Source organism: Streptococcus mitis, from assembly GCF_000722755.1.
Classification (GTDB): domain Bacteria; phylum Bacillota; class Bacilli; order Lactobacillales; family Streptococcaceae; genus Streptococcus; species Streptococcus mitis_CM.
Map to the genome: position 1 here is coordinate 277,706 of NZ_JPFY01000013.1, position 23,929 is coordinate 301,634.

General features: G+C 40.8%; 21 protein-coding genes. 18 read left to right on the forward strand and 3 right to left on the reverse strand.

What is annotated here, in order from left to right:
* Window positions 1–13 precede the first annotated feature (13 nt).
* The 3 genes from rnz to bgaA all read left to right on the forward strand — a co-directional run bounded on the left by rnz (window position 14) and on the right by bgaA (window position 9,178).
* Complete coding sequence (gene rnz / locus SK578_RS04580; RefSeq protein ID WP_042750927.1) at window positions 14–943, forward strand: ribonuclease Z; 930 nt, start codon at window positions 14–16, stop codon at window positions 941–943.
* A 20-nt stretch (window positions 944–963) separates the two neighbouring features.
* On the forward strand, window positions 964–1,719 hold the full coding sequence (locus tag SK578_RS04585; protein WP_042750929.1) for an SDR family NAD(P)-dependent oxidoreductase: 756 nt from the start codon (window positions 964–966) through the stop codon (window positions 1,717–1,719).
* 244 nt (window positions 1,720–1,963) lie between these two features.
* Entirely contained in the window at window positions 1,964–9,178 is a 7,215-nt protein-coding gene (gene bgaA, locus SK578_RS04590) for an LPXTG-anchored adhesin/beta-galactosidase BgaA (protein ID WP_042750931.1), read from the forward strand.
* Window positions 9,179–9,357: 179 nt separating this feature from the next.
* Here the strand turns inward: bgaA and SK578_RS04595 are convergent, their stop codons facing one another.
* Window positions 9,358–9,717: a DUF3397 family protein gene (locus tag SK578_RS04595; protein ID WP_020902455.1), complete on the reverse strand. Its 360-nt coding sequence runs from the start codon at window positions 9,715–9,717 to the stop codon at window positions 9,358–9,360.
* 90 nt (window positions 9,718–9,807) lie between these two features.
* Between SK578_RS04595 and mnmL the strand changes: the two genes are divergently transcribed.
* From mnmL to SK578_RS04620, 5 genes are all read left to right on the forward strand, one after another.
* On the forward strand, window positions 9,808–10,764 hold the full coding sequence (gene mnmL / locus SK578_RS04600) for a tRNA modification radical SAM protein MnmL/YtqA (protein ID WP_042750934.1): 957 nt from the start codon (window positions 9,808–9,810) through the stop codon (window positions 10,762–10,764).
* Entirely contained in the window at window positions 10,748–11,305 is a 558-nt protein-coding gene (gene mnmM / locus SK578_RS04605) for a tRNA 5-(aminomethyl)-2-thiouridylate-methyltransferase MnmM (protein WP_042750936.1), read from the forward strand. Before mnmL ends, mnmM begins: the two co-directional genes overlap by 17 nt.
* A complete protein-coding gene (locus tag SK578_RS04610) occupies window positions 11,298–11,552 on the forward strand; it encodes a hypothetical protein (protein ID WP_000361085.1) in 255 nt (84 codons plus the stop codon). Before mnmM ends, SK578_RS04610 begins: the two co-directional genes overlap by 8 nt.
* A gap of 11 nt (window positions 11,553–11,563) precedes the next feature.
* The gene (locus SK578_RS04615; RefSeq protein ID WP_033686790.1) at window positions 11,564–13,618 is read left to right on the forward strand and encodes a cation:proton antiporter; all 2,055 of its coding nucleotides are present in this window, start codon (window positions 11,564–11,566) and stop codon (window positions 13,616–13,618) included.
* Between the two features lie 142 nt (window positions 13,619–13,760).
* Window positions 13,761–14,621 carry a YihY/virulence factor BrkB family protein gene (locus tag SK578_RS04620; RefSeq protein WP_033686789.1) on the forward strand — a complete coding sequence of 287 codons (861 nt, stop codon included), beginning with the start codon at window positions 13,761–13,763 and terminating at the stop codon, window positions 14,619–14,621.
* An 81-nt stretch (window positions 14,622–14,702) separates the two neighbouring features.
* Here the strand turns inward: SK578_RS04620 and queA are convergent, their stop codons facing one another.
* Entirely contained in the window at window positions 14,703–15,731 is a 1,029-nt protein-coding gene (gene queA / locus SK578_RS04625; protein ID WP_042750940.1) for a tRNA preQ1(34) S-adenosylmethionine ribosyltransferase-isomerase QueA, read from the reverse strand.
* A 150-nt stretch (window positions 15,732–15,881) separates the two neighbouring features.
* Between queA and SK578_RS04630 the strand changes: the two genes are divergently transcribed.
* Window positions 15,882–16,589, forward strand: coding sequence for a glucosamine-6-phosphate deaminase (locus SK578_RS04630; RefSeq protein ID WP_042750941.1), 708 nt, complete (start codon window positions 15,882–15,884; stop codon window positions 16,587–16,589).
* A 204-nt stretch (window positions 16,590–16,793) separates the two neighbouring features.
* On the opposite strand, the gene SK578_RS04635 is transcribed toward SK578_RS04630, so the two are convergent.
* The gene (locus SK578_RS04635; protein WP_042750943.1) at window positions 16,794–17,378 is read right to left on the reverse strand and encodes a rhomboid family intramembrane serine protease; all 585 of its coding nucleotides are present in this window, start codon (window positions 17,376–17,378) and stop codon (window positions 16,794–16,796) included.
* Window positions 17,379–17,588: 210 nt separating this feature from the next.
* On the opposite strand from SK578_RS04635, the gene rpsU reads away from it, so the two are divergent.
* The 9 genes from rpsU (at window position 17,589) to SK578_RS04680 (ending at window position 23,744) form a co-directional block, all read left to right on the forward strand.
* Window positions 17,589–17,765, forward strand: coding sequence for a 30S ribosomal protein S21 (gene rpsU / locus SK578_RS04640; RefSeq protein ID WP_000048054.1), 177 nt, complete (start codon window positions 17,589–17,591; stop codon window positions 17,763–17,765).
* A gap of 129 nt (window positions 17,766–17,894) precedes the next feature.
* Window positions 17,895–18,830, forward strand: a complete 936-nt coding sequence (gene hprK / locus SK578_RS04645; RefSeq protein ID WP_000115157.1) for an HPr(Ser) kinase/phosphatase — start codon at window positions 17,895–17,897, stop codon at window positions 18,828–18,830.
* Complete coding sequence (gene lgt, locus SK578_RS04650) at window positions 18,823–19,611, forward strand: prolipoprotein diacylglyceryl transferase (RefSeq protein WP_000886651.1); 789 nt, start codon at window positions 18,823–18,825, stop codon at window positions 19,609–19,611. Before hprK ends, lgt begins: the two co-directional genes overlap by 8 nt.
* A complete protein-coding gene (locus SK578_RS04655; RefSeq protein WP_042750944.1) occupies window positions 19,612–19,995 on the forward strand; it encodes a DUF948 domain-containing protein in 384 nt (127 codons plus the stop codon).
* Window positions 19,996–20,010: 15 nt separating this feature from the next.
* Window positions 20,011–20,400: a YtxH domain-containing protein gene (locus tag SK578_RS04660; RefSeq protein WP_042750945.1), complete on the forward strand. Its 390-nt coding sequence runs from the start codon at window positions 20,011–20,013 to the stop codon at window positions 20,398–20,400.
* Between the two features lie 82 nt (window positions 20,401–20,482).
* The gene (gene hemW, locus SK578_RS04665; RefSeq protein WP_042750946.1) at window positions 20,483–21,613 is read left to right on the forward strand and encodes a radical SAM family heme chaperone HemW; all 1,131 of its coding nucleotides are present in this window, start codon (window positions 20,483–20,485) and stop codon (window positions 21,611–21,613) included.
* Window positions 21,614–21,617: 4 nt separating this feature from the next.
* Window positions 21,618–22,355: an acyl-[acyl-carrier-protein] thioesterase gene (locus SK578_RS04670; RefSeq protein ID WP_042751497.1), complete on the forward strand. Its 738-nt coding sequence runs from the start codon at window positions 21,618–21,620 to the stop codon at window positions 22,353–22,355.
* A gap of 8 nt (window positions 22,356–22,363) precedes the next feature.
* A complete protein-coding gene (locus tag SK578_RS04675; protein WP_042750947.1) occupies window positions 22,364–23,137 on the forward strand; it encodes a TIGR01457 family HAD-type hydrolase in 774 nt (257 codons plus the stop codon).
* Window positions 23,127–23,744: a TIGR01906 family membrane protein gene (locus SK578_RS04680; RefSeq protein WP_042750948.1), complete on the forward strand. Its 618-nt coding sequence runs from the start codon at window positions 23,127–23,129 to the stop codon at window positions 23,742–23,744. Before SK578_RS04675 ends, SK578_RS04680 begins: the two co-directional genes overlap by 11 nt.
* Window positions 23,745–23,929 lie beyond the last annotated feature (185 nt).

The window sequence follows — 23,929 nt, forward strand, 5'->3', positions numbered from 1 at the left end:
TAGAAAGTATCGAATGGATATTCAATTTTTAGGAACGGGGGCTGGCCAGCCCTCTAAAGCCCGCAATGTTTCCAGTCTCGCCCTGAAACTTTTGGATGAGATTAATGAAGTCTGGCTCTTTGACTGTGGGGAAGGAACACAAAATCGTATTTTAGAAACCACAATTCGACCACGTAAGGTCAGCAAAATCTTCATCACTCACCTGCATGGAGATCACATCTTTGGCTTACCAGGTTTCCTTTCAAGTCGTGCTTTTCAGGCCAATGAAGAGCAGACAGATTTGGAAATCTATGGCCCGCAAGGAATCAAGTCATTTATCTTAACCAGTCTTCGTGTGTCAGGTTCGCGCCTGCCTTATCGCATTCATTTTCATGAATTTGACCAAGATTCTTTAGGAAAAATCCTTGAGACCGATAAATTCACTGTGTATGCAGAGGAGTTGGATCACACTATTTTCTGCGTTGGCTATCGTGTCATGCAAAAGGACCTGGAAGGTACCTTGGATGCTGAAAAACTCAAGGCTGCTGGCGTCCCATTTGGCCCACTTTTTGGAAAAATCAAAAATGGTCAGGATGTTGTTTTAGAAGACGGAACTGAAATCAAGGCAGCAGACTATATCTCAGCTCCACGTCCTGGAAAGATTATCACCATTTTAGGAGATACTCGAAAAACCAATGCCAGTGTACGCTTGGGTATTAATGCGGATGTCCTTGTCCATGAATCCACTTATGGCAAGGGCGATGAAAAAATTGCTCGTAACCATGGCCACTCTACTAATATGCAAGCGGCACAAGTAGCGGTAGAAGCAGGAGCCAAACGCCTCTTGCTCAACCATATCAGTGCCCGTTTTCTCTCAAAAGATATCAGCAAGCTCAAAAAAGACGCTGCTAGTGTTTTTGAAAATGTCCATGTGGTCAAAGACTTGGAAGAAGTGGAAATCTAAAAGCTTGGGAAAGGATAAGTATGCCTACTATTCTCATTACAGGTGCTAGCGGTGGCCTAGCTCAAGAAATGGTCAAACTCTTGCCAAATGACCAACTCATCTTACTTGGTCGAAATAAGGAAAAATTAGCTCAACTCTATGGAAACCATCCACAAGCAGAATTGGTTGAAATCGATATTACCGATGACTCAGCCTTAGAAACTTTGCTAGCAGACCTCTATCTCCGCTATGGCAAGATTGATGTCTTGATTAATAATGCTGGTTATGGGATCTTTGAGGAATTTGACCAGATTTCCGATAAAGATATTCATCAGATGTTCGAGGTCAATACCTTTGCCCTAATGAATCTGTCTCGTCGCCTTGCGGCTCGAATGAAAGAAAGCCGAAAAGGCCATATCATCAATATTGTTAGCATGGCTGGTTTGATTGCTACTGGCAAGTCTAGTCTCTACTCAGCAACTAAGTTTGCGGCTATTGGTTTTTCAAATGCTCTACGTCTCGAACTCATGCCCTATGGAGTCTATGTGACAACAGTCAATCCAGGACCAATCCGAACAAGATTTTTCGACCAAGCCGACCCAGATGGCACCTATCTCAAGTCGGTTGAACGCTTCCTATTGAAACCAGATGTAGTGGCTAAAAAGATTGTCAAGATTATAGGAAAAAACAAACGAGAACTTAATCTTCCTGTTTTGTTGAACCTAGCCCATAAGTTTTATACTCTCTTTCCAAAGCTAGCTGATAAGCTGGCAGGGGAAACTTTTAATTATAAATAGAAGAAGTTCCTTTTAAAGGGACTTTTTTACTTCTTTTAATTTAAAGGTTAATAAGTGTTTTTTCTTTTAAAACTACATTCAGTTTTTTAATTCTTCTACAAATTTTAGAAAAAACTATCAAAAATATTATTTTATATGCTAAAGTATTGAAAATACCTATATTATTTAATAAAATAAGGGTAAAAGACTATTAAAAGTTATGCGCTTACACAAAAATGAAAGCGATTACTAAAAGGAGGATTTTATGGAAAAAAGCCATTGGAATCGGAAAAGAGTCTATAGCATTCGTAAGTTTGCTGTAGGAGCTTGCTCAGTAATGATTGGAACTTGTGCAGTTCTATTCGCAGGAAATATAGCTGGAGAATCTGTAGTTAATGCGGATGAAACACCTATTACTCGTACTGCTGAGAAACCTAAAGAGGAAAATCCTATAGTAGAAGAAAAGGTTGATCAAGCTTTGGAAACTAAAAATGTAGTCGAAAGTACAGCACAAAAACAATCTAGTGCCACTGAGTCTATTTCATCTGAGAAGAAAGAAGATAAAGCAGTAACTCCAAAAGAGGAAAAAGCTCCAAAGATAGAATCACAAGCTTCAAGTCAAGAAAAACCGCTCAAGGAAGATGTTAAAGCTGTGACAAATGAAGAAGTCAATCAAATGATTGAAGACAGAAAAGTGAATTTTAACCAAAATTGGCACTTTAAACTCAATGCGAATTCTAAAGAAGCCATTAAACCGGATGCAGATGTATCTACGTGGAAAAAATTAGATTTACCGCATGACTGGAGTATCTTTAACGATTTTGATCATGAATCTCCTGCACAAAATGAAGGTGGACAGCTTAACGGTGGGGAAGCTTGGTATCGCAAGACTTTCAAACTAGATGAAAAAGATCTCAAGAAAAATGTTCGCCTCACTTTTGATGGCGTCTACATGGATTCTCAAGTTTATGTCAATGGTCAGTTAGTGGGTCATTACCCAAATGGTTATAACCAATTTTCATATGACATCACTAACTATTTGAACAAAGATGGACGTGAGAATGTAATTGCTGTTCATGCAGTCAACAAACAACCAAGCAGCCGTTGGTATTCAGGTAGCGGTATTTATCGTGATGTGACTTTACAAGTGACAGATAAAGTTCATGTTGAGAAAAATGGGACAACCATCTTAACACCAAAACTTGAACAACAGCAACACGGCAAGGTTGAAACTCATGTGACTAGTAAAATTGTCAATACGGACGACAAAGACCATCAACTTGTAGCAGAATATCAAATCGTTGAACGTGGTGGTCAGGCTGTGACAGGTCTAGTACGTACAGAGAGCCGTACCTTGAAAGCACATGAAGTAACTAGTCTTGATGCGATTTTAGAAGTTGAAAGACCAAAACTCTGGACGGTTTTAAATGACAAACCGGCCTTGTATGAATTAGTTACACGTGTTTACCGGGACGGTCAATTAGTTGATGCTAAGAAAGATCTGTTTGGTTACCGATATTATAACTGGACTCCAAATGAGGGCTTCTCTTTGAATGGTGAACGCATTAAATTCCATGGAGTTTCCTTGCACCATGACCACGGAGCGCTTGGAGCAGAAGAAAACTACAAGGCTGAGTACCGTAGACTGAAACAGATGAAGGAAATGGGGGTGAATTCGATTCGTACGACTCACAACCCAGCAAGTCCTCAGACTTTACAGATTGCAGCTGAACTTGGCTTACTTGTTCAAGAAGAGGCCTTTGATACTTGGTATGGCGGAAAGAAACCTTATGACTATGGACGTTTCTTTGAAAAAGATGCTACCCATCCTGAGGCTAAAAAAGGTGAAAAATGGTCTGACTACGATCTACGTACTATGGTAGAGAGAGACAAAAATAATCCCGCTGTTTTTATGTGGTCAATCGGAAATGAAATCGGTGAAGCAAATGGGGATCCTCATTCTCTAGCGACTGTTAAACGTCTAGTCAAAGTTATCAAGGATGTTGATAAAACTCGTTATGTTACCATGGGAGCAGATAAGTTCCGTTTCGGTAATGGTAGCGGTGGGCATGAAAAAATTGCTGATGAACTCGATGCTGTTGGATTTAACTACTCTGAAGATAATTACAAAGCCCTTAGAGCTAAGCATCCAAACTGGTTGATTTATGGGTCAGAAACATCTTCAGCAACGCGTACAAGAGGAAGTTACTTCCACCCAGAGCGTGAGTGGGTACAAAGTAATCAGTCATGGCGTAACTATGAACAGTCAGATTATGGAAATGACCGTGTTGGTTGGGGTAAAACGGCAACTGCTTCATGGACATTTGACCGTGACAATGCTGGCTATGCTGGTCAATTCATTTGGACAGGTACGGACTATATCGGTGAACCCACTCCATGGCACAACCAAAACAACACGCCAGTTAAAAGCTCTTACTTTGGTATCGTAGATACTGCAGGTATTCCAAAAAACGACTTTTATCTTTACCAAAGTCAATGGGTTTCTGCAAAGAAAAAACCAATGGTTCACCTTCTTCCTCACTGGAACTGGGAAAACAAAGAGTTGATAGACAATGTAGCAGACGCGGAAAATAAAATCCCTGTACGTGCTTATTCTAATGCTGCAAGTGTAGAATTGTTCTTGAATGGAAAATCTCTTGGTCTTAAGACTTTCAACAAAAAACAAACTAGCGATGGACGCACTTACCAAGAAGGTGCTAATGCTAATGAACTTTATCTTGAATGGAAAGTTGCTTATCAACCAGGTACCTTGGAAGCAATTGCTCGTGATGAAGCTGGTAAAGAAATTGCACGTGACAAGATTACGACTGCTGGTAAGCCAGCGGCTGTTCGTCTTATCAAGGAAGACCATGCAATTGCAGCAGATGGAAAAGACTTGACATATATCTACTATGAAATTGTTGACAGCCAAGGGAATGTAGTACCAACTGCCAATAATCTGGTTCGCTTCCAATTGCACGGACAAGGCCAACTTGTCGGTGTCGATAACGGGGAACAAGCCAGCCGTGAACGCTATAAGGCGCAAGCAGATGGTTCTTGGATTCGTAAAGCATTTAATGGTAAAGGTGTTGCCATTGTCAAATCAACTGAACAAGCAGGTAAATTCACACTGACAGCCCATTCAGATCTCTTGAAATCTAGTCAAGTAACTGTCTTTACTGGTAAAAAAGAAGGACAAGAGAAGACTGTTTTGGGGACAGAAGTAGCAAGAGTTCGTACATTAATCGGTAAAGATCCAAAAATGCCGAAAACAGTAGGTTTTGTATACAGCGATGGTAGTCGTGAAAAACTTCCAGTAACTTGGTCTCAAGTCGATGTTAGTCAAGCAGGAGTTGTGACTGCTAAAGGTACAGCAAATGGACGTGAGGTAGAGGCTCGTGTCGAGGTTCTAGCAATTGCGAAAGAATTACCAACAGTTAAACGTGTTGCTCCAGGAGCAGACTTGAATACTGTAGATAAATATGTGTCAATACTTGTAACAGATGGAAGTGTACAAGAGTACGAAGTAGATAGCTGGGAGATTGCGGAAGCAGATAAAGCCAAACTTTCAGTAGCTGGATCACGTATTCAAATGACTGGTCAGTTAGCTGGAGAAACTATTCATGCAACCCTTGTAGTAGAAGAAGGAAAAGCTGCAGCACCTGCAGTGCCAACTGTTACTGTTGGAGGTGAAGCAGTAACAGGCCTTACTAGTCAACAACCAATGCAATATCGTACTCTTGCTTATGGTGCCCAATTGCCAGAAGTCACAGCAAGTGCTGAAAATGCTGATGTTACAGTTCTTCAAGCAAGCGCAGCAAACGGCATGCGTGCGAGCATCTTTGTTCAGCCTAAAGATGGTGGCCCACTTCAAACCTATGCAATTCAATTCCTAGAAGAAGCACCAAAAATTGACCATTTGAACTTGCAAGTGGAACAAGCTGATGGTCTTAAAGAAGACCAAACAGTCAAATTGTCGGTTCGAGCTCACTATCAAGATGGAACGCAAGCTGTATTACCAGCTGATAAAGTAGCCTTCTCTACAAGTGGTGAAGGGGAAGTTGCAGTCCGAAAAGGAATGCTTGAGTTGCATAAACCAGGAGCACTTACTCTGAAAGCTGAATATGAGGGTGCTACAGGTCAAATCAATCTCACTATACAAGCAAATACTGAGAAGAAGATTGCGCAATCCATCCGTCCTGTAAATGTAGTGACAGATTTACACCAAGAACCTACTCTTCCGTCAACAGTAACGGTTGAGTATGACAAAGGTTTCCCTAAAGCTCACAAAGTCACTTGGCAAGCTATTCCGAAAGAAAAACTAGACCACTATCAAAGCTTTGAAGTGTTAGGTAAAGTTGAAGGAATTGACCTGGAAGCGCGTGCTAAAGTATCTGTAGAAGGTATCGTTTCAGTTGAAGAAGTTAGTGTGACAACTCCAATCGCAGAAGCACCACAATTACCAGAAAGCGTTCGTACATATGATTCAAATGGTCACGTTTCATCAGCTAAGGTTGCATGGGATGCGATTCGTCCAGAGCAATACGCTAAGGAAGGTGTCTTTACAGTTAATGGTCGCTTAGAAGGTACTCAATTAACAACTAAACTTCATGTTCGCGTATCTGCTCAAACTGAGCAAGGTGCAAACATTTCTGACCAATGGACCGGTTCAGAATTGCCACTTGCCTTTGCTTCAGATTCAAATCCAACCGACCCTGTTTCAAATGTCAACGATAAATTGATTTCCTTTAATGACCGACCAGCCAATCGTTGGACAAACTGGAATCGTAGTAATCCAGAAGCTTCAGTCGGTGTTCTGTTCGGAGATTCCGGTATCTTGAGCAAACGCTCCGTTGATAATCTAAGTGTCGGATTCCACGAAGACCATGGAGTCGGTGCACCGAAATCTTATGTGATAGAGTATTATGTTGGTAAGACTGTTCCAACAGCTCCTAAGAATCCTAGCTTTGTCGGTAATGAAAACCATGTCTTTAATGATCCTGCTAATTGGAAACAAGTGACTAATCTAAAAGCTCCAGAACAACTCAAGGCTGGAGAAATGAATCACTTTAGCTTTGATAAAGTTGAAACCTATGCTGTTCGCATTCGCATGGTTAAAGCAGATAACAAGCGTGGAACGTCTATCACAGAAGTACAAATCTTTGCGAAACAAGTTGCGGCAGCCAAACAAGGACAAACAAGAATACAAGTTGACGGCAAAGACTTAGCAAACTTCAACCCTGATTTGACAGACTACTACCTTGAGTCTGTAGATGGAAAAGTTCCCGCAGTCACAGCAAGTGTTAGCAACAATGGTCTCGCAACCGTCGTTCCAAGTGTTCGTGAAGGTGAGCCAGTTCGTGTCATCGCGAAAGCTGAAAATGGCGACATCTTAGGAGAATACCGTCTGCACTTCACTAAGGATAAAGACTTACTTTCTCGTAAACCAGTTGCTGCAGTTAAACAAGCTCGCTTGTTGCAACTAGACCAACCACTTGAATTGCCAACTAAGGTTCCGGTTTACTTCACAGGTAAAGACGGCTACGAAACAAAAGACCTGACAGTTGAATGGGAAGAAGTTCCAGCAGAAAATCTGACAAAAGCAGGTCAATTTACTGTTCGAGGTCGTGTCCTTGGTAGCAATCTTACTGCAGAGTTCACTGTACGAGTGACAGATAAACTTGGTGAGGCTCTTTCAGATAACCCTAACTATGATGAAAACAGTAACCAGGCCTTTGCTTCAGCAACTAATGATATTGACGACAGTTCTCATGACCGTGTAGACTATATCAATGATAGAGATCACTCTGAAAATCGTCGTTGGACAAACTGGTCTGCAAGACCGTCTACCAATCCAGAAGTATCAGCAGGCGTCATCTTCCGTGAAAATGGTAAGATTGTAGAGCGGACTGTTGCGCAAGCCAAACTTCACTTCTTTGCAGATAGTGGTACAGATGCACCATCTAAACTTGTTTTGGAACGTTATATTGGCCCAGACTTTGAAGTGCCGACCTACTATTCAAACTACCAAGCATACGAATCAGGCCATCCATTTAACAATCCAGAAAATTGGGAAGCTGTTCCTTATCGTGTGGATAAAGACATTGCAGCTGGTGATGAAATCAACGTAACATTTAAAGCTGTCAAAGCTAAAGCCATGAGATGGCGTATGGAGCGTAAAGCAGATAAGAGCGGTGTTGCGATGATTGAGATGACCTTCCTTGCACCAAGCGAATTGCCTCAAGAAAGTACTCAATCGAAGATTCTTGTAGATGGAAAAGAACTTGCTGATTTCGCTGAAAATCGTCAAGATTATCAAATTACCTATAAAGGTCAACGTCCAAAAGTCTCAGTTGAAGAAACCAATCAAGTAGCTTCAACAGTTGTAGATAGTGGAGAAGACAGCCTTCCAGTACTTGTTCGCCTCGTTTCAGAAAGTGGAAAACAAGTTAAGGAATACCGTATCCAGTTGACTAAGGAAAAACCAGTTTCTGAGAAGACAGTTGCTGCTGTACAGGAGGAACTTCCAAAACTTGAATTTGTTGAAAACGATTTGGCCTACAAGACAGTTGAGAAAAAAGATTCAACACTTTATCTAGGTGAGACTCGTGTAGAACAAGAAGGAAAAGTTGGTAAGGAACGTATCTTCACAAGCATTAATCCTGACGGCACTAAGGAAGAAAAACTTCGCGAAGTGGTAGAGGCACCAACAGACCGCATTGTCTTTGTTGGAACGAAACCAGGCACCGCCCTTCCAGAAGATGAAGTGAAGAATCTTGTGCTTAACAGACCAGAACTTGTGGTCGAAGAAGAAACCATTGATTTCAAGGTTCAGGAACGTAAGTCTGATAAGTTGTATCTAGGTGAAACCCGTGTTCTTCAAGAAGGAAAACAAGGCGTCCGTGTTCGCTTGATCGAAGTGGAAAACGGAAAACGCCAACTTAAAGAAACTTATGATAAAGTTGTTGCTCAAGATCGTATCCTAGAAGTTGGAACGAAACCAGGCACCTCTCTTCCAGAAGACGAAGTTAAGAATCTTGTGCTTAACAGACCAGAACTTGTAATTGAAGAAGAAACAATCGATTTCAAAGTTCAGGAACAAAAGAACGATAAACTTCCAGTAGGTCAAACTCGAGTCCTCCAAGAAGGAAGACAAGGTGTCCGTGTTCACTTAATCGAGGTTGAAAATGGTAAGCGAACTGAAAAGGATAGCTATGATAAAGTTATGGCTCAGGATCGCATCATAGAAGTCGGTACAGCTGGTGAAACAACGAAACCAGTACAGCCGGTAGATACAAAACCACAAGTGTCAGAAAAAGCAGAAACAAAACCAATTGCTCCAAGTGAAGCTAGTCAAACTAATAAAGCCCAGTTACCAAATACAGGTAGTGTGACAAGCCAAGAAACAGTAGCAGCAGGTTTAGCTCTACTCTGTTTGAGTGCAGGATTAGTAGCCACTAAAGGTAAAAAAGAAGACTAGAAATTTTGATACTTTCGTTATCATTAAAGAGTGGAGAGAAACTCTTGTCTTAGATAGAAGATAAATCCCTTGGAATATAAGTTTCTAAGGGATTTTCTTTGTATAAAATTGTATAGTGTTATTATCTACCTTATTTTGTAGAGAAAGCAAAAATCCCTAGAAAATGTTTAGGGATTCAATTATTTCATTAAGAACAATTCAACAATCATCTCGATATACATGACAAGGGTTAATAAGAATCCTGCACGCCAGAAAAATTTGATGAATTTAGGATAGTAAAAGCTACGTTTTTTCAAAAGGAAGAAAAAAACGAGAATAATGGCTAGGAGAGAGAGGGCTAGGCCTAGTCTAGGGAGGAAATTATGGGTAAAGGTTTTAGCTGTAATCAAGTAATACTCAAATACCAAGACTGGAAAAGCCAAATCCGCAAAGTTTCGTCCTAGTTTTTTTAATCTAAAAAGTTTGGTTATGATAATGCAGACGACTAAGGTCAGTATCAATAATAAAATAGATGCTAATTTCATTAAAATCATACCCATATTGTATCATAAAAAATCGCTAATGGAAACGAGAAACAGAGGAATTTATAGGAAAGTCAGGCTTTTGAGATTGTAGATGTTTTTGTTATAATGAAAGTTATGAAATCTTATAATACCTTGAATGATTATTATCGAAAACTATTTGGAGAAAAGACCTTTAAAGTCCCTATTGATGCGGGGTTTGACTGTCCCAATCGTGATGGGACTGTGGCTCATGGAGGCTGTACTTTTTGTACGGTTTCAGGTTCTGGAGATGCTATCGTAGCACCGGACGCGCCTATCCGTGAGCAATTTTATAAGGAAATTGACTTTATGCACCGTAAGTGGCCAGAGGTCCGGAAGTATCTGGTTTATTTTCAAAATTTTACCAACACCCATGAAAAGGTGGAAGTGATTCGGGAGCGCTATGAGCAGGCTATCAATGAGCCAGGTGTAGTAGGAATCAATATCGGAACGCGCCCAGACTGTCTACCAGACGAAACCATTGAATATTTGGCTGAGTTATCGGAGCGCATGCATGTGACGGTTGAATTGGGCTTGCAGACCACTTATGAAACAACCTCTGACCTGATTAACCGCGCTCACTCTTATGAATTGTACGTGGAAACGGTCAAGCGTTTGAGAAAGTATCCCAAGATTGAGATTGTTTCCCATTTGATCAATGGCTTGCCTGGTGAAACCCATGAGATGATGATTGAAAATGTCCGCCGCTGTGTCACGGATAATGATATTCAAGGAATTAAACTGCACTTGCTTCACCTGATGACTAATACGCGTATGCAACGGGATTACCACGAGGGACGTTTGCAATTGATGAGTCAGGATGAATATGTTAAGGTCATCTGTGACCAACTGGAAATCATTCCCAAGCATATCGTCATCCATCGAATTACAGGAGATGCGCCTAGAGATATGCTGATTGGGCCTATGTGGAGCCTCAATAAATGGGAAGTTCTTAACAGTATTGAGATGGAGATGCGACGTCGTGGAAGTGTTCAAGGATGCAAGGCTGTAAAACAGGAGTTTGAAAATGAAAAGACCACTTGAACTGGCACATGATTTTTTGGCTGAGGTTGTAACTCAGGACGATATCGTAGTGGATGCGACTATGGGAAATGGTCATGACACGCTTTTTCTAGCCAAACTAGCCAAGAAAGTCTATGCCTTTGATATTCAGGAGCAAGCTTTGGAAAAGACTCAAGATCGTTTGGAACAGGCTGGGTACACAAATGCCCAGTTAATCTTGCAAGGCCATGAGACACTGGATCAGTTTGTGACAGAAGCCAAGGCAGGGATTTTTAATCTGGGCTATTTGCCGTCTGCTGATAAGTCTGTCATCACTCGACCTCAGACAACGATTGAAGCATTAGAAAAGCTGTGTCATTTGCTTGTCAAAGGGGGAAGGATTGCTATCATGATTTACTATGGTCATGAAGGGGGCGACCTCGAGAGGGATGCTGTCTTGGATTTTGTTAGCCAGTTGAACCAACAAGAGTATACAGCTGCTATTTACCGAACTTTAAACCAAGTCAACAACCCACCATTTTTAGTAATGATTGAAAAATTAGAGAGATATAGACATGGATAAACAATACCTACGTGAAAAGCTGGATGCCATGCGCCAGAATTTTGTTGAATCAACCCACCACGAACGAGCGGTGGGCGTGCTAGACCAAGCGCATATGAGCAAAAAAATGCTTAAAATCAAGAAAAAATTAGTTGCTCTTGAAATGGAACGGTGCCAGAGAAAAATTGAGCACAAAGACTGTTCCAAGATTGACCAAAAAATTAAAGAGCAGAAGGAGATATTTGAATCCTGTTGTAAAAAAGATTAAGGAGGTCGTGCGTGGAATTACTGATTTACCTCATCCTATTTTTACTGGTTTTGATTGTCTCAAGTACAACCAATAAGCTCCTGCCCTTTTTGCCTCTCCCTTTGGTGCAAATTCTTTTGGGAATTGTGATTGGTCTCTTTTTACCCAATACCGACTTTCACCTCAATACAGAGTTGTTTTTGGCATTGGTTATCGGGCCCTTGCTTTTCCGAGAGTCGGAAGAAGCGGATATTACGGCTATTTTAAAACACTGGCGAATCATTGTTTACCTCATATTTCCAGTGATTTTCATCTCGACCCTGAGTTTGGGTGGCTTAGCCCATCTGCTTTGGCTCAGTCTTCCCTTGGCGGCTTGCTTGGCTGTTGGGGCAGCCCTTGGCCCTACGGATTTGGTGGCTTTTGCCTCTCTTTCGGAGCGCTTTAGCTTTCCTAAGCGTGTGTCCAATATTCTTAAGGGTGAAGGACTCTTGAATGATGCTTCTGGCTTGGTTGCCTTTCAGGTAGCTTTGACAGCTTGGACAACTGGAGTCTTTTCCCTTAGGCAAGCTAGTAGTTCGCTCATCTTTTCAATTCTAGGCGGTTTTTTGATTGGCTTTTTAACAGCCATGACCAACCGTTTCCTCCATAGCTTCTTGCTAAGTGTGAGAGCAACAGATATTGCTAGTGAGCTCCTTCTGGAATTGAGTTTGCCCTTGGTAACCTTCTTCCTGGCAGAAGAAGTCCACGTTTCAGGGATTATTGCCGTTGTAGTTGCTGGGATTTTAAAGGCAAGCCGTTTTAAGAAAATTACGCTCCTCGAAGCCCAAGTGGATACGGTGACCGAGACGGTCTGGCATACAGTGAACTTTATGCTCAACGGTTCTGTCTTTGTGATTTTAGGGATGGAGTTGGAAATGATAGCAGAGCCTATCTTGACCAATCCAATCTATAATCCCTTACTTTTATTGGTATCTCTTATAGCCCTTACCTTTGTCCTCTTTGCTATTCGTTTTGTCATGATTTATGGCTATTATGCTTATAGGACCCGACGACTTAAGAAAAAACTGAATAAGTATATGAAGGACATGCTTCTTTTGACCTTTTCAGGTGTCAAGGGAACGGTGTCAATTGCTACGATTCTTTTGATACCAAGTAATCTAGAGCAGGAGTATCCTCTCTTACTTTTCCTTGTCGCAGGTGTGACGCTTGTAAGCTTTTTAACAGGCCTCGTGGTCTTGCCTCATCTTTCTGATGAACAGGAAGAAAGCAAGGATTATCTCATGCATATCGGCATTTTGAATGAAGTAACGCTAGAGTTGGAAAAAGAGTTGGAAGGCACCAGAAATAAACTTCCCCTCTATGCGGCTATTGACAATTACCATGGACGTATTGAAAATCTCATCCTGAGTCAAGAAAATAAGGGGGCTCAAGAAGACTGGGAGGCTTTAAAACTTCTCATCCTCAGTATTGAAAGTGATGGTTTAGAACAGGCTTACGAAGAAGGCAAGATGAGTGAGCGTGCTTATCGGGTTTACCAACGTTATTTGAAAAACATGGAACAAAGTATCAATCGCAAGTTTGCTTCACGATTGACCTATTATTTCCTTGTTTCCTTGCGAATTTTACGTTTTCTCCTTCATGAAGTCTTTACCTTAGGTAAGACCTTTCGCAGTTGGAAAAATGAAGAATCACAGAAACTCAGAGCCCTTGACTATGACCAAATTGCAGAGCTCTATCTAGAAAATACAGAGATGATTATCGAAAGTTTGGAGAATCTAAAAGGGGTTTACAAGAGTTCTTTAATCAGTTTCATGCAGGATTCTCGTCTCCGTGAAACAGCTATTATCACTAGTGGTGCCTTTGTTGAACGGGTTATCAATCGCGTTAAGCCCAACAATATCGATGAAATGCTGAGAGGCTATTATCTGGAGCGCAAGTTGATTTTCGAATACGAAGAAAAACGATTGATTACGACCAAGTATGCCAAAAAATTACGACAAAATGTGAATAACTTAGAGAACTATTCTCTGAAGGAAGCTGCCAATACCCTGCCTTATGATATGGTGGAATTGGTAAGAAGAAATTAGTTAATACTCTTCGAAAATCAAATTCAAACCACGTCAGCTTTATCTGCAACCTCAAAGCAGTGCTTTGAGCAACCTGCGGCTAGCTTTCTAGTTTGCTCTTTGATTTTCATTGAGTATAAGATTGTAAGTGAAGGAGTGTGACATGAAGAAGTGGTGGAAAGAGCTGATAGATAAGCCTTTATTAAAAGCTTTTTTGCATTATTATCAAGCATCAGATAGTGAGTTGACCAGTGTCGCAGTAGCCTACTATTGGTTGATTTCGATTTTTCCACTTCTTTTGGTGGTGGTTAATATCCTCCCTTATTTTCGGATTCCAGTTTCTAATTTTTTAAAGGTTGTCAATGAATTCTTGCCGGAAACCATGTATGATGTGGTGGCAAAGATTATCACAGAAGTGCTGACCCAACCGTCAACGGGCTTATTGAGTTTTGCGGTTTTGTCAGCCCTCTGGACCTTTTCAAAATCCATGAATTTCCTACAGAAAGCCTTTAATAAAGCTTACGGAGTAGCAAAAAATCGTGGAATGATTTCCCATCAGCTTATGAGTTTGTTTGTCAGTTTTGGTTTGCAGATTCTCTTTGCTTTAGCTCTGTTTTTGAGTGTCTTTGGCCGTATGCTCCTCAACCTTGTCAAAAGCTATTGGAAATCGGATAGTCCTCTCTTTGATTATCTGCAAGACCTAACAGGCCCTTTGGTCTATGCCTTGATTTTTGCCATCCTGGTCATGCTCTACTATTTCCTACCCAATGTTAAGGTGCGACGGATTCGCTATGTGTTGCCAGGTAGTGTCTTTGTCTTGTTGACTCTGGTCTTACTGCTCAATATCTTTTCAGTCTATATTAACAATTATGTCAATCACCTAGTGGACGTGCGTTTTTTCAGTTCCGTCGTCGTGGTGGTCATGATGTTCTGGTTTATTCTCATCGCTAAGATTTTGATTGTCGGCGCGGTGATCAATGCCAGTGTCCAGAGCTTGAAAGATCCGAGCTTTAGAATAAATTAACTTCATTTTTTATCCATTACAAAAGCGCATATTATCAAGCATTATAAAATCTTGATAATATGCGCTTTTTGATTGTGAAAATTAGTAGATAAACATGGCATCGCCAAAACTGAAGAAGCGGTAGTGTTCTTGGATGGCATGGTGGTAGGCATCTAAGACTAATTCACGGCCTGCAAAGGCAGAAACCAACATAACCAGAGTTGATTTTGGTAAGTGGAAGTTGGTTGAGAAGGCATCCACAACCTTCCATTCATAGCCAGGTTTGATAAAGATATTGGTCCAGCCAGAATCTGCTTGGATTTGCCCATCAAACTTGGAACCAATAGTTTCCAAGGTGCGGATAGAAGTAGTTCCGACAGCGATGACGCGACCACCATTTTCCTTAACAGAGCGAAGGATGGCAGCAGCTTCCTCAGAAAGTTGGTAGAATTCTGAGTGCATTTCGTGTTCGTCCAGATTGTCAACTGAAACGGGTCTAAAGGTTCCGAGTCCGACATGAAGCGTCAGATAGACTAGATGAACACCCTTAGCTTGGATTTCTGCCAGCAGTTCTTTGGTGAAGTGAAGACCAGCAGTAGGTGCTGCAGCAGAGCCACTTTCCTTGGCATAAACGGTTTGATAGCGTTCACGGTCATCCAGTTTTTCGTGGATATAAGGCGGTAGCGGCATTTCTCCCAGACTTTCCAAAACTTCTAGGAAAATTCCTTGGTATTCAAAGCGGACAATGCGGCCCCCGTGAGTCAATTCTTCCGTAACAACAGCGCTGAGACGGCCATCACCAAAGCTAACGCGAGTGCCGACCTTGAGGCGTTTGGCAGGTTTTGCCAGAACTTCCCACTCGTCTCCAGCAGTATTTTTGAGCAGGAGAAGTTCCACATGGCCTCCTGTCTCCTCTTTTTGACCATAGAGGCGGGCAGGGAGAACACGGGTATCGTTCATAACAAGTGCATCACCTGGTTCCAGCATATCAATAATAGAGTGGAAGTGTTTATCCTGCATTTCTCCAGTTTCACGGTTGACAATGAGGAGTTTAGAGGAATCCCGTTTTTCAAGGGGCGTTTGGGCAATTAATTCCTCAGGTAAGTGGAAATCAAAATCAGCTGTATTCATATATCTGTTCATTCTTTCTAAGTTCTAATCTTATCCATTATAACATGTTTCAAGTTTGGACGCTCTTTTTTTGAAAATTAAATCGTTTTCACTTGACAAAAATTGGTCTATACCATATAATAAATATAGATTGAAACGGAGGATAAAAAGATGAAAGTTATTAAAGTTGAAAACCAAATCGAAGGTGGAAAAGTTGCTTTTGAGATTTTGAAGGAAAAATTGGCCAATGGAGCTCAAACACTAGGACTTGCGACAGGAAGTAGCCCACTTGAATTTTACAAGGAAATTGTTGAGAGTGACCTTGATTTTTCAAATCTAACCAGTGTCAACCTTGATGAGTATGTAGGCCTTGATGGGGACAATCCACAGTCTTACCGTCACTTCATGCAAGAAAACTTGTTCAACCAAAAACCATTTAAAGAAAGTTTCTTGCCACGTGGTGTTAAGGATAATGCTGAAGAAGAAGTAGAACGCTACAATCAAATTTTGGCTGACCATCCAGTTGACCTCCAAATCTTGGGAATCGGTCGCAATGGACATATCGGATTTAATGAGCCTGGTACTCCATTTGACAGTCAAACACATCTAGTAGAACTTGACCAGTCTACTATCGAAGCCAATGCGCGCTTCTTTGACAAGATTGAAGATGTTCCAACTCAAGCCATTTCAATGGGAATTAAAAACATCTTGGATGCCAAGTCAATTATTCTCTTTGCTTACGGTGAGTCGAAAGCAGAAGCCGTTGCCGGAACAGTGTCTGGCCCAGTGACTGAGAATCTCCCAGCAAGTAGCCTCCAAAATCACCCTGATGTGACGATCATCGCAGATGCTGAAGCGCTCAGTTTACTTGAAAAATAAAAAGTATAAAAACCACTTGCTCTTTGGAGTGAGTGGTTTTTTACTTCAAATGTTCACTATCCTGCTAAAAGAAATTTTTCTGTAAATTCCCGTAACAGTTGTCGATATTTCTCATAAAAAGGTATCCAATAGAAAATTATTAAATGTCTGTAAACTGTGATATAATCGTATTGACTATTTTTTTATGATACTATACGATTTTTATTAAGACAGTCGATAGTTGTTGATGCTGGAAACCATGATATAACTGGCAATTCCTGACATGTGAAGAAAGGTTGAAATCCAGCCTGTTATATTTGGTAGAAGCATGGTGAGAGATAGAACGATTAAAAGGATATAAAATAGTTTTAATCCTAAATTGAAATTTTTCCATATACTAAACATATTCATCACCCCACCCGTTACAAAAGCATAGCCAATAGCAGAGATACCCGATGCCTGAATTTCTTGATTCTGTGTTAATATATGGAACACAATTGAAGATATTACCATAGCAGTAATAAAAACTAAAAATACATATTTTGATCCCCTTTTATACTCTAATAGCCCACCAAAAGGAAGTAACATTAAAGTATTTAAAACTAAATGAAACCATATAAACCATACTGGTGCTTCTTTACTTCCATGCATAAATGTACCACTAAAGTATTGCCAACAATAAATTGGCTTTGAATGAAATGCAAATAAGTCATACATTACACTTCCCAAAAAGGTAGTAAGAATTCCTAGCAATAAACAAATTACAACTAAAATACTGACCACAGGGCAAATTTTTATGATTCTTTTCATGTTATAGATTCACTTCTAAATAATACTAATTTTTGCTAATCAATATGTGCCACTATTATATCATTTCCATCTATAAATGTTAATCAATTTTAACAAGATTAAATAAGATTAAAATTGAAGATAATATAAGTTTATGGCAGTTTTTTCTTGACAATTATTCCTTTTACGTGTAAAATAGAATAGATCTTGAACTTGAAGGGAGTGAAAAAAATGTCTAAAACAGTAGTACGTAAGAATGAATCTCTTGACGACGCACTTCGTCGTTTCAAACGTGCGGTTACTAAAGCTGGTACTCTTCAAGAAACACGCAAACGTGAATTCTATGAAAAACCTTCTGTAAAACGTAAACGTAAATCAGAAGCAGCTCGTAAACGTAAAAAATTCTAATTAGAAATGAAAGGCTAGAGAAATCTAGTCTTTTTCTTTTAAATAAATACTACAAAGCCTGCAAAAATCTCAAATATCCTCCTACAATTTGATATAATAGAGAGAAGAACTCATTTGAAGGAGGAAATGATGTCGGTTTTAGTAAAAGAAGTGATTGAAAAGCTCAGACTAGACATTGTCTATGGCGAACCAGAATTACTTGAAAAGGAAATCAATACCGCGGACATTACGCGACCTGGTCTTGAAATGACGGGCTATTTTGACTATTATACGCCTGAGCGAATCCAGCTCTTGGGAATGAAGGAGTGGTCCTATCTCGTTTCGATGTCCTCTCATAACCGTTACCAAGTCTTGAAAAAAATGTTTCTACCTGAGACACCTGCGGTTATTGTTGCCCGTGGTTTGGTGGTTCCAGAGGAGATGCTAAAGGCAGCCAGAGAATGTAAGATTGCTATTTTAACTAGCCGTACGGCAACCAGTCGTTTATCTGGAGAGTTATCTAGTTATCTGGATTCACGTTTAGCAGAACGGACCAGTGTGCACGGGGTCTTGATGGATATCTATGGAATGGGTGTCTTGATTCAGGGCGATAGTGGCATCGGTAAGAGTGAGACAGGTCTAGAGCTTGTCAAACGTGGCCACCGCTTGGTAGCTGATGACCGGGTCGATATTTTTGCCAAGGATGAGATTACTCTTTGGGGTGAACCAGCTGAAATCTTGAGACACCTGATTGAAATTCGTGGGGTTGGGATTATCGATGTTATGAGCCTCTACGGTGCGAGTGCGGTCAAGGATTCTTCACAAGTCCAGCTGGCTGTTTACTTGGAAAACTATGATACACATAAGACCTTTGATCGTCTAGGAAATAATGCAGAGGAACTTGAAATTTCTGGCGTATCCATTCCTCGTATCCGTATCCCAGTTAAAACAGGTCGTAATATTTCTGTCGTGATTGAGGCAGCTGCCATGAATTATCGTGCCAAGGAAATGGGCTTTGATGCGACACGTTTGTTCGAAGAACGCTTGACAAATCTCATTGCTCAAAACGAGGTGCCTAATGCTTGATCCAATTGCTATTCATCTAGGCCCTCTAGCCATTCGTTGGTATGCCTTGTGTATTGTGACAGGCTTGATTCTTGCAGTTTATTTGACCATGAAAGAAGCGCCTAGAAAGAAGATCATACCAGACGATATTTTAGATTTCATCTTGATAGCCTTTCCCTTGGCTATTTTAGGAGCTCGTCTCTACTATGTCATTTTCCGTTTTGATTACTATAGTCAGAATTTGGGAGAGATTTTTGCCATTTGGAATGGTGGTTTGGCCATTTACGGTGGTTTGATAACTGGTGCCCTTGTACTTTATATCTTTGCTGATCGTAAACTCATCAATACTTGGGATTTTCTAGATATTGCGGCACCTAGCGTCATGATTGCCCAAAGTTTGGGTCGCTGGGGCAATTTCTTTAACCAAGAAGCTTATGGTGCAGCAGTGGATAATCTGGATTATCTACCTGGCTTTATCCGTGACCAGATGTATATTGAGGGGAGCTACCGTCAACCTACCTTCCTTTATGAGTCCCTATGGAATCTACTTGGATTTGCCTTGATTCTGATTTTTAGACGAAAATGGAAGAGCCTTAGACGAGGTCATATCACTGCCTTTTACTTGATTTGGTATGGTTTCGGTCGTATGGTCATCGAAGGTATGCGGACAGATAGCCTCATGTTCTTTGGCCTTCGAGTGTCTCAATGGCTTTCAGTTGTCCTTATCGGACTGGGTATTTTTATCATTCTATATCAAAATCGAAAGAAGGCCCCTTACTATATTTCAGAGGAGGAAAACTAAATGTTAGAAGTTGCATATATTCTTGTAGCCCTTGCTTTGATTGTATTTTTAGTGTATCTAATCATTACTGTACAAAAGCTTGGACGTGTTATCGATGAAACAGAGAAGACGATTAAAACCTTAACTTCAGATGTAGATGTGACCTTGCATCATACCAATGAATTGCTGGCTAAGGTCAATGTCTTGGCAGATGATATCAATGTCAAGGTGGCAACGATTGATCCACTCTTTAGTGCTGTTGCAGATTTATCTCTATCTGTTTCCGACCTCAATGACCATGCGCGTGTATTGAGTAAGAAAGCTTCATCAGCTGGTTCAAAAACATTTAAGACTGGTGCAAGTTTGTCAGCCCTTCGTCTTGCAAGTAAATTTTTCAAAAAATAAAAAAGGAGAATCCTTATGGGTAAACTATCCTCAATCCTTTTAGGAACCGTTTCAGGTGCAGCTCTTGCCTTGTTTTTAACAAGCGACAAGGGGAAACAAGTTTGCAGTCAGGCTCAAGATTTTCTAGATGATTTGAGAGAAGATCCTGAGTATGCCAAGGAGCAGGTCTGTGAAAAACTGACAGAAGTCAAGGAGCAAGCTACAGATTTTGTTCTTAAAACCAAAGAACAGGTTGAGTCAGGAGAAATCACTGTGGACAGCGTCCTTGCTCAAGCCAAATCATGTGCTCGTCAAGCGACAGAAGCATCAAAAGAACGATTCAATAATCTCAAGGAGCAATGGCAAGAAAAGGCCGAAACTCTTGATGAATCAGAAGAGATTGTTATTGACATAACAGAAGAATAAACCATCACCATCTCTGGACAGGCTAGTATCTGGGGATGGTGATTTTTTTCTCGTAGCGTGTCTTTGTGGTATAATAATTACTATGCAGAAAAAACCAACGTCAGCTTATGTGCACATCCCGTTTTGTACTCAGATTTGTTATTATTGTGACTTTTCAAAAGTTTTTATCAAGAATCAGCCGGTAGATAGTTATTTGGAACATCTGTTAGAAGAGTTTCAATCTTATGATATTCAAAAGTTGAGAACCCTCTATATCGGTGGTGGCACACCGACAGCTTTGTCAGCTTCTCAACTGGAAATGTTATTGAAGGGCTTGACTAAAAACTTGGACTTGTCTGTCTTAGAAGAGTTGACCATTGAAGCCAATCCAGGCGACTTGGATGCAGATAAGATAGCTGTTTTGAAAAACTCGGCTGTCAATCGTGTTTCACTAGGTGTGCAAACCTTTGACGACAAAATGCTGAAAAAGATTGGGCGCAGTCATTTAGAGAAAGATATTTATGAAAATATAGACCGCCTGAAACTGGCTGGTTTTGACAATATCTCTATAGACTTGATTTATGCACTGCCAGGTCAGACCATGGAGCAGGTCAAGGAAAATGTGGCTAAGGCTATTGGACTGGATATTCCCCATATGAGTTTGTATAGCTTGATTTTGGAAAATCATACGGTCTTTATGAACCGTATGCGACGAGGGAAATTGCCTCTGCCTAAGGAGGAACTGGAAGCGGAGATGTTTGAGTACATCATCGCAGAGCTGGAGCGAGCTGGTTTTGAGCATTATGAGATTTCCAATTTCTCCAAGCCTAGTTTTGAAAGTCGCCACAATCTCATGTACTGGGACAATGCTGAATACTATGGCATCGGTGCTGGGGCATCCGGCTATGTCAACGGAGTGCGCTATAAAAACCATGGTCCCATTCGTCATTATCTCAGCGCGGTTGAGGAAGGCAATGCTCGGATCATAGAAGAGCACCTGAGTCAAAAAGAGCGAATGGAAGAAGAAATGTTCCTAGGGCTCCGCAAGAAATCAGGGGTCTCCATGGCGCGATTTGAGGAAAAGTTTGGACGGTCTTTTGATGGACTTTATGGAGAAATTGTCAGAGACTTGGTTCAACAAGGTCTCATGCAAATAGATGGTGATCGCGTGCGCATGACAAAAAGAGGTCTCTTTTTAGGAGACACCGTAGCAGAACGATTTATTTTGGAGTAGGATGATGGGCTTAACTTATCAAATGAAAATGAAAATTCCTTTTGATATGGCTGATATGAACGGTCATATCAAGCTTCCAGATGTGATTTTGCTGTCTCTGCAAGTTTCAGGGATGCAGTCGATTGAGTTGGGAGTTAGTGATAAGGTCATTTTGGAGGACTATAATCTGGTCTGGATTATCACAGAATACGATATTGAGGTGGTTCGTTTGCCTCGCTTTGCGGAAGAAATTACCATCGAAACGGAAGCTTTGAGCTACAATCGACTCTTTTGCTATCGTCGTTTCACTATCTATGATGAAGCAGGTCAGGAACTCATCCACATGATGGCGACCTTTGTTCTCATGGACCGAGACAGTCGAAAAGTCCATGCGGTAGAACCCGAGATTGTGGCTCCTTACCAGTCTGAGTTTGATAAAAAGCTTATTCGTGGACCAAAGTATGCAAATCTAGAAGCGCCAATCAGCAAGGATTACCATGTTCGTTTTTACGACTTGGATATGAATGGTCATGTCAATAACAGTAAGTATCTGGACTGGATTTTTGAGGTTATGGGAGCTGATTTTTTGACCCAATATATTCCCAAGAAAATCAATCTCAAGTATGTCAAAGAAGTTCGACCAGGTGGGGTGATCACATCGTCTGTTGAACGGACTGGACTGGAAAGCAAGCATGTGATTACAAGCGACGGTGCGACTAATGCTCAAGCCATCATCACTTGGCAAGAAATGAAGAAGGATTAGAGAAAAATATGAAATATAAAGGCTATTTAATTGATTTAGACGGAACTATTTATAAGGGGAAGGATCGAATTCCAGCAGGAGAAGCTTTTGTCCATGAATTGCAAAAGCGGGATATCCCCTATCTTTTTGTGACCAACAATACAACCCGCACTCCAGAGAGTGTTCAGGAGATGCTGGCTCAGAATTTTAATATTGATACGCCTCTATCGACTGTCTACACAGCGACTTTGGCGACTATCGACTATATGAACGACTTGGGTCTTGAAAAGACCGTCTATGTCATCGGAGAAGCAGGGCTCAAGGAAGCCATCAAGGCGGCTGGTTATGTGGAAGATAAGGAAAATCCGGCCTATGTGGTAGTAGGCCTGGACTGGCAAGTTGACTATGAAAAATTTGCCACAGCAACTCTTGCCATTCAAAAGGGTGCTCACTTTATCGGAACCAATCCTGACCTCAACATCCCGACAGAACGCGGTCTTTTGCCAGGTGCTGGTTCACTGATTACCCTGCTTGAAGTAGCAACACGAGTGAAGCCTGTTTATATTGGAAAACCAAATGCTATCATTATGGATAAGGCGGTTGAGCACTTAGGTTTGGAACGTGAAGAGTTGATTATGGTTGGAGACAACTATCTGACGGATATCCGAGCAGGGATTGACAATGGCATTCCAACGCTCTTGGTGACAACAGGTTTTACCAAGGCAGAAGAAGTGGCAGACCTGCCAATCGCACCGACTCATGTGGTTTCTAGTCTTGCGGAGTGGAACTTTGATGAAGACTAAACTGACCTTTTGGAGCTCTATGCTCTTTCTCCTCTCCCTCTCAATCCTTCTGACTATCTATCTGGCTTGGATTTTTTATCCGCTGGAAATTCAGTGGCTGAATTTGACCAATCGGGTCTATCTAAAACCAGAAACAATTCAATATAACTTTCATATTTTGATGAATTACCTGACCAATCCTTTTAGTCAGGTCTTGCAGATGCCAGATTTTCGTTCGTCAGCAGCTGGTCTGCACCACTTTGCAGTGGTCAAGAACCTCTTTCACTTGGTGCAGCTAGTAGTTCTAGTGACACTACCAAGCTTCTATTTCTTTGCCAATAAGATTGTGAAAAAAGGCTTCTTGTCTCTCTTTTGTAAAAGTCTCCTAGCTCTAGTAGTCTTGCCTTTGCTGATTGGACTGGGAGGAGTTTTGATTGGTTTTGACCAATTTTTTACTCTTTTCCATCAAATTCTCTTTGTGGGAGATGATACCTGGCTTTTTGATCCAGCCAAGGATCCAGTGATTCTGATTTTGCCAGAGACCTTCTTCCTTCATACCTTCCTTCTCTTTTTTGCCCTCTATGAAAGCTTCTTTGTTTTTCTGTACCTGAAAAGTCGTAGGAAATAATACTAAAGATGTTCTTATTTTGAGTAAATAAGTTAGGTGTGTGATTCGAAACTATTGTCAAGAGTGAATTAACTAAATCTACCTTACCTCAATCGTTCGCAAACAGTCTATTTTTCTTGAAAAAATAGGCTTTTTTTCTAAAAATCTCTAGTCAAGCGCTTTATTTTTTTGTATAATAGAATTAG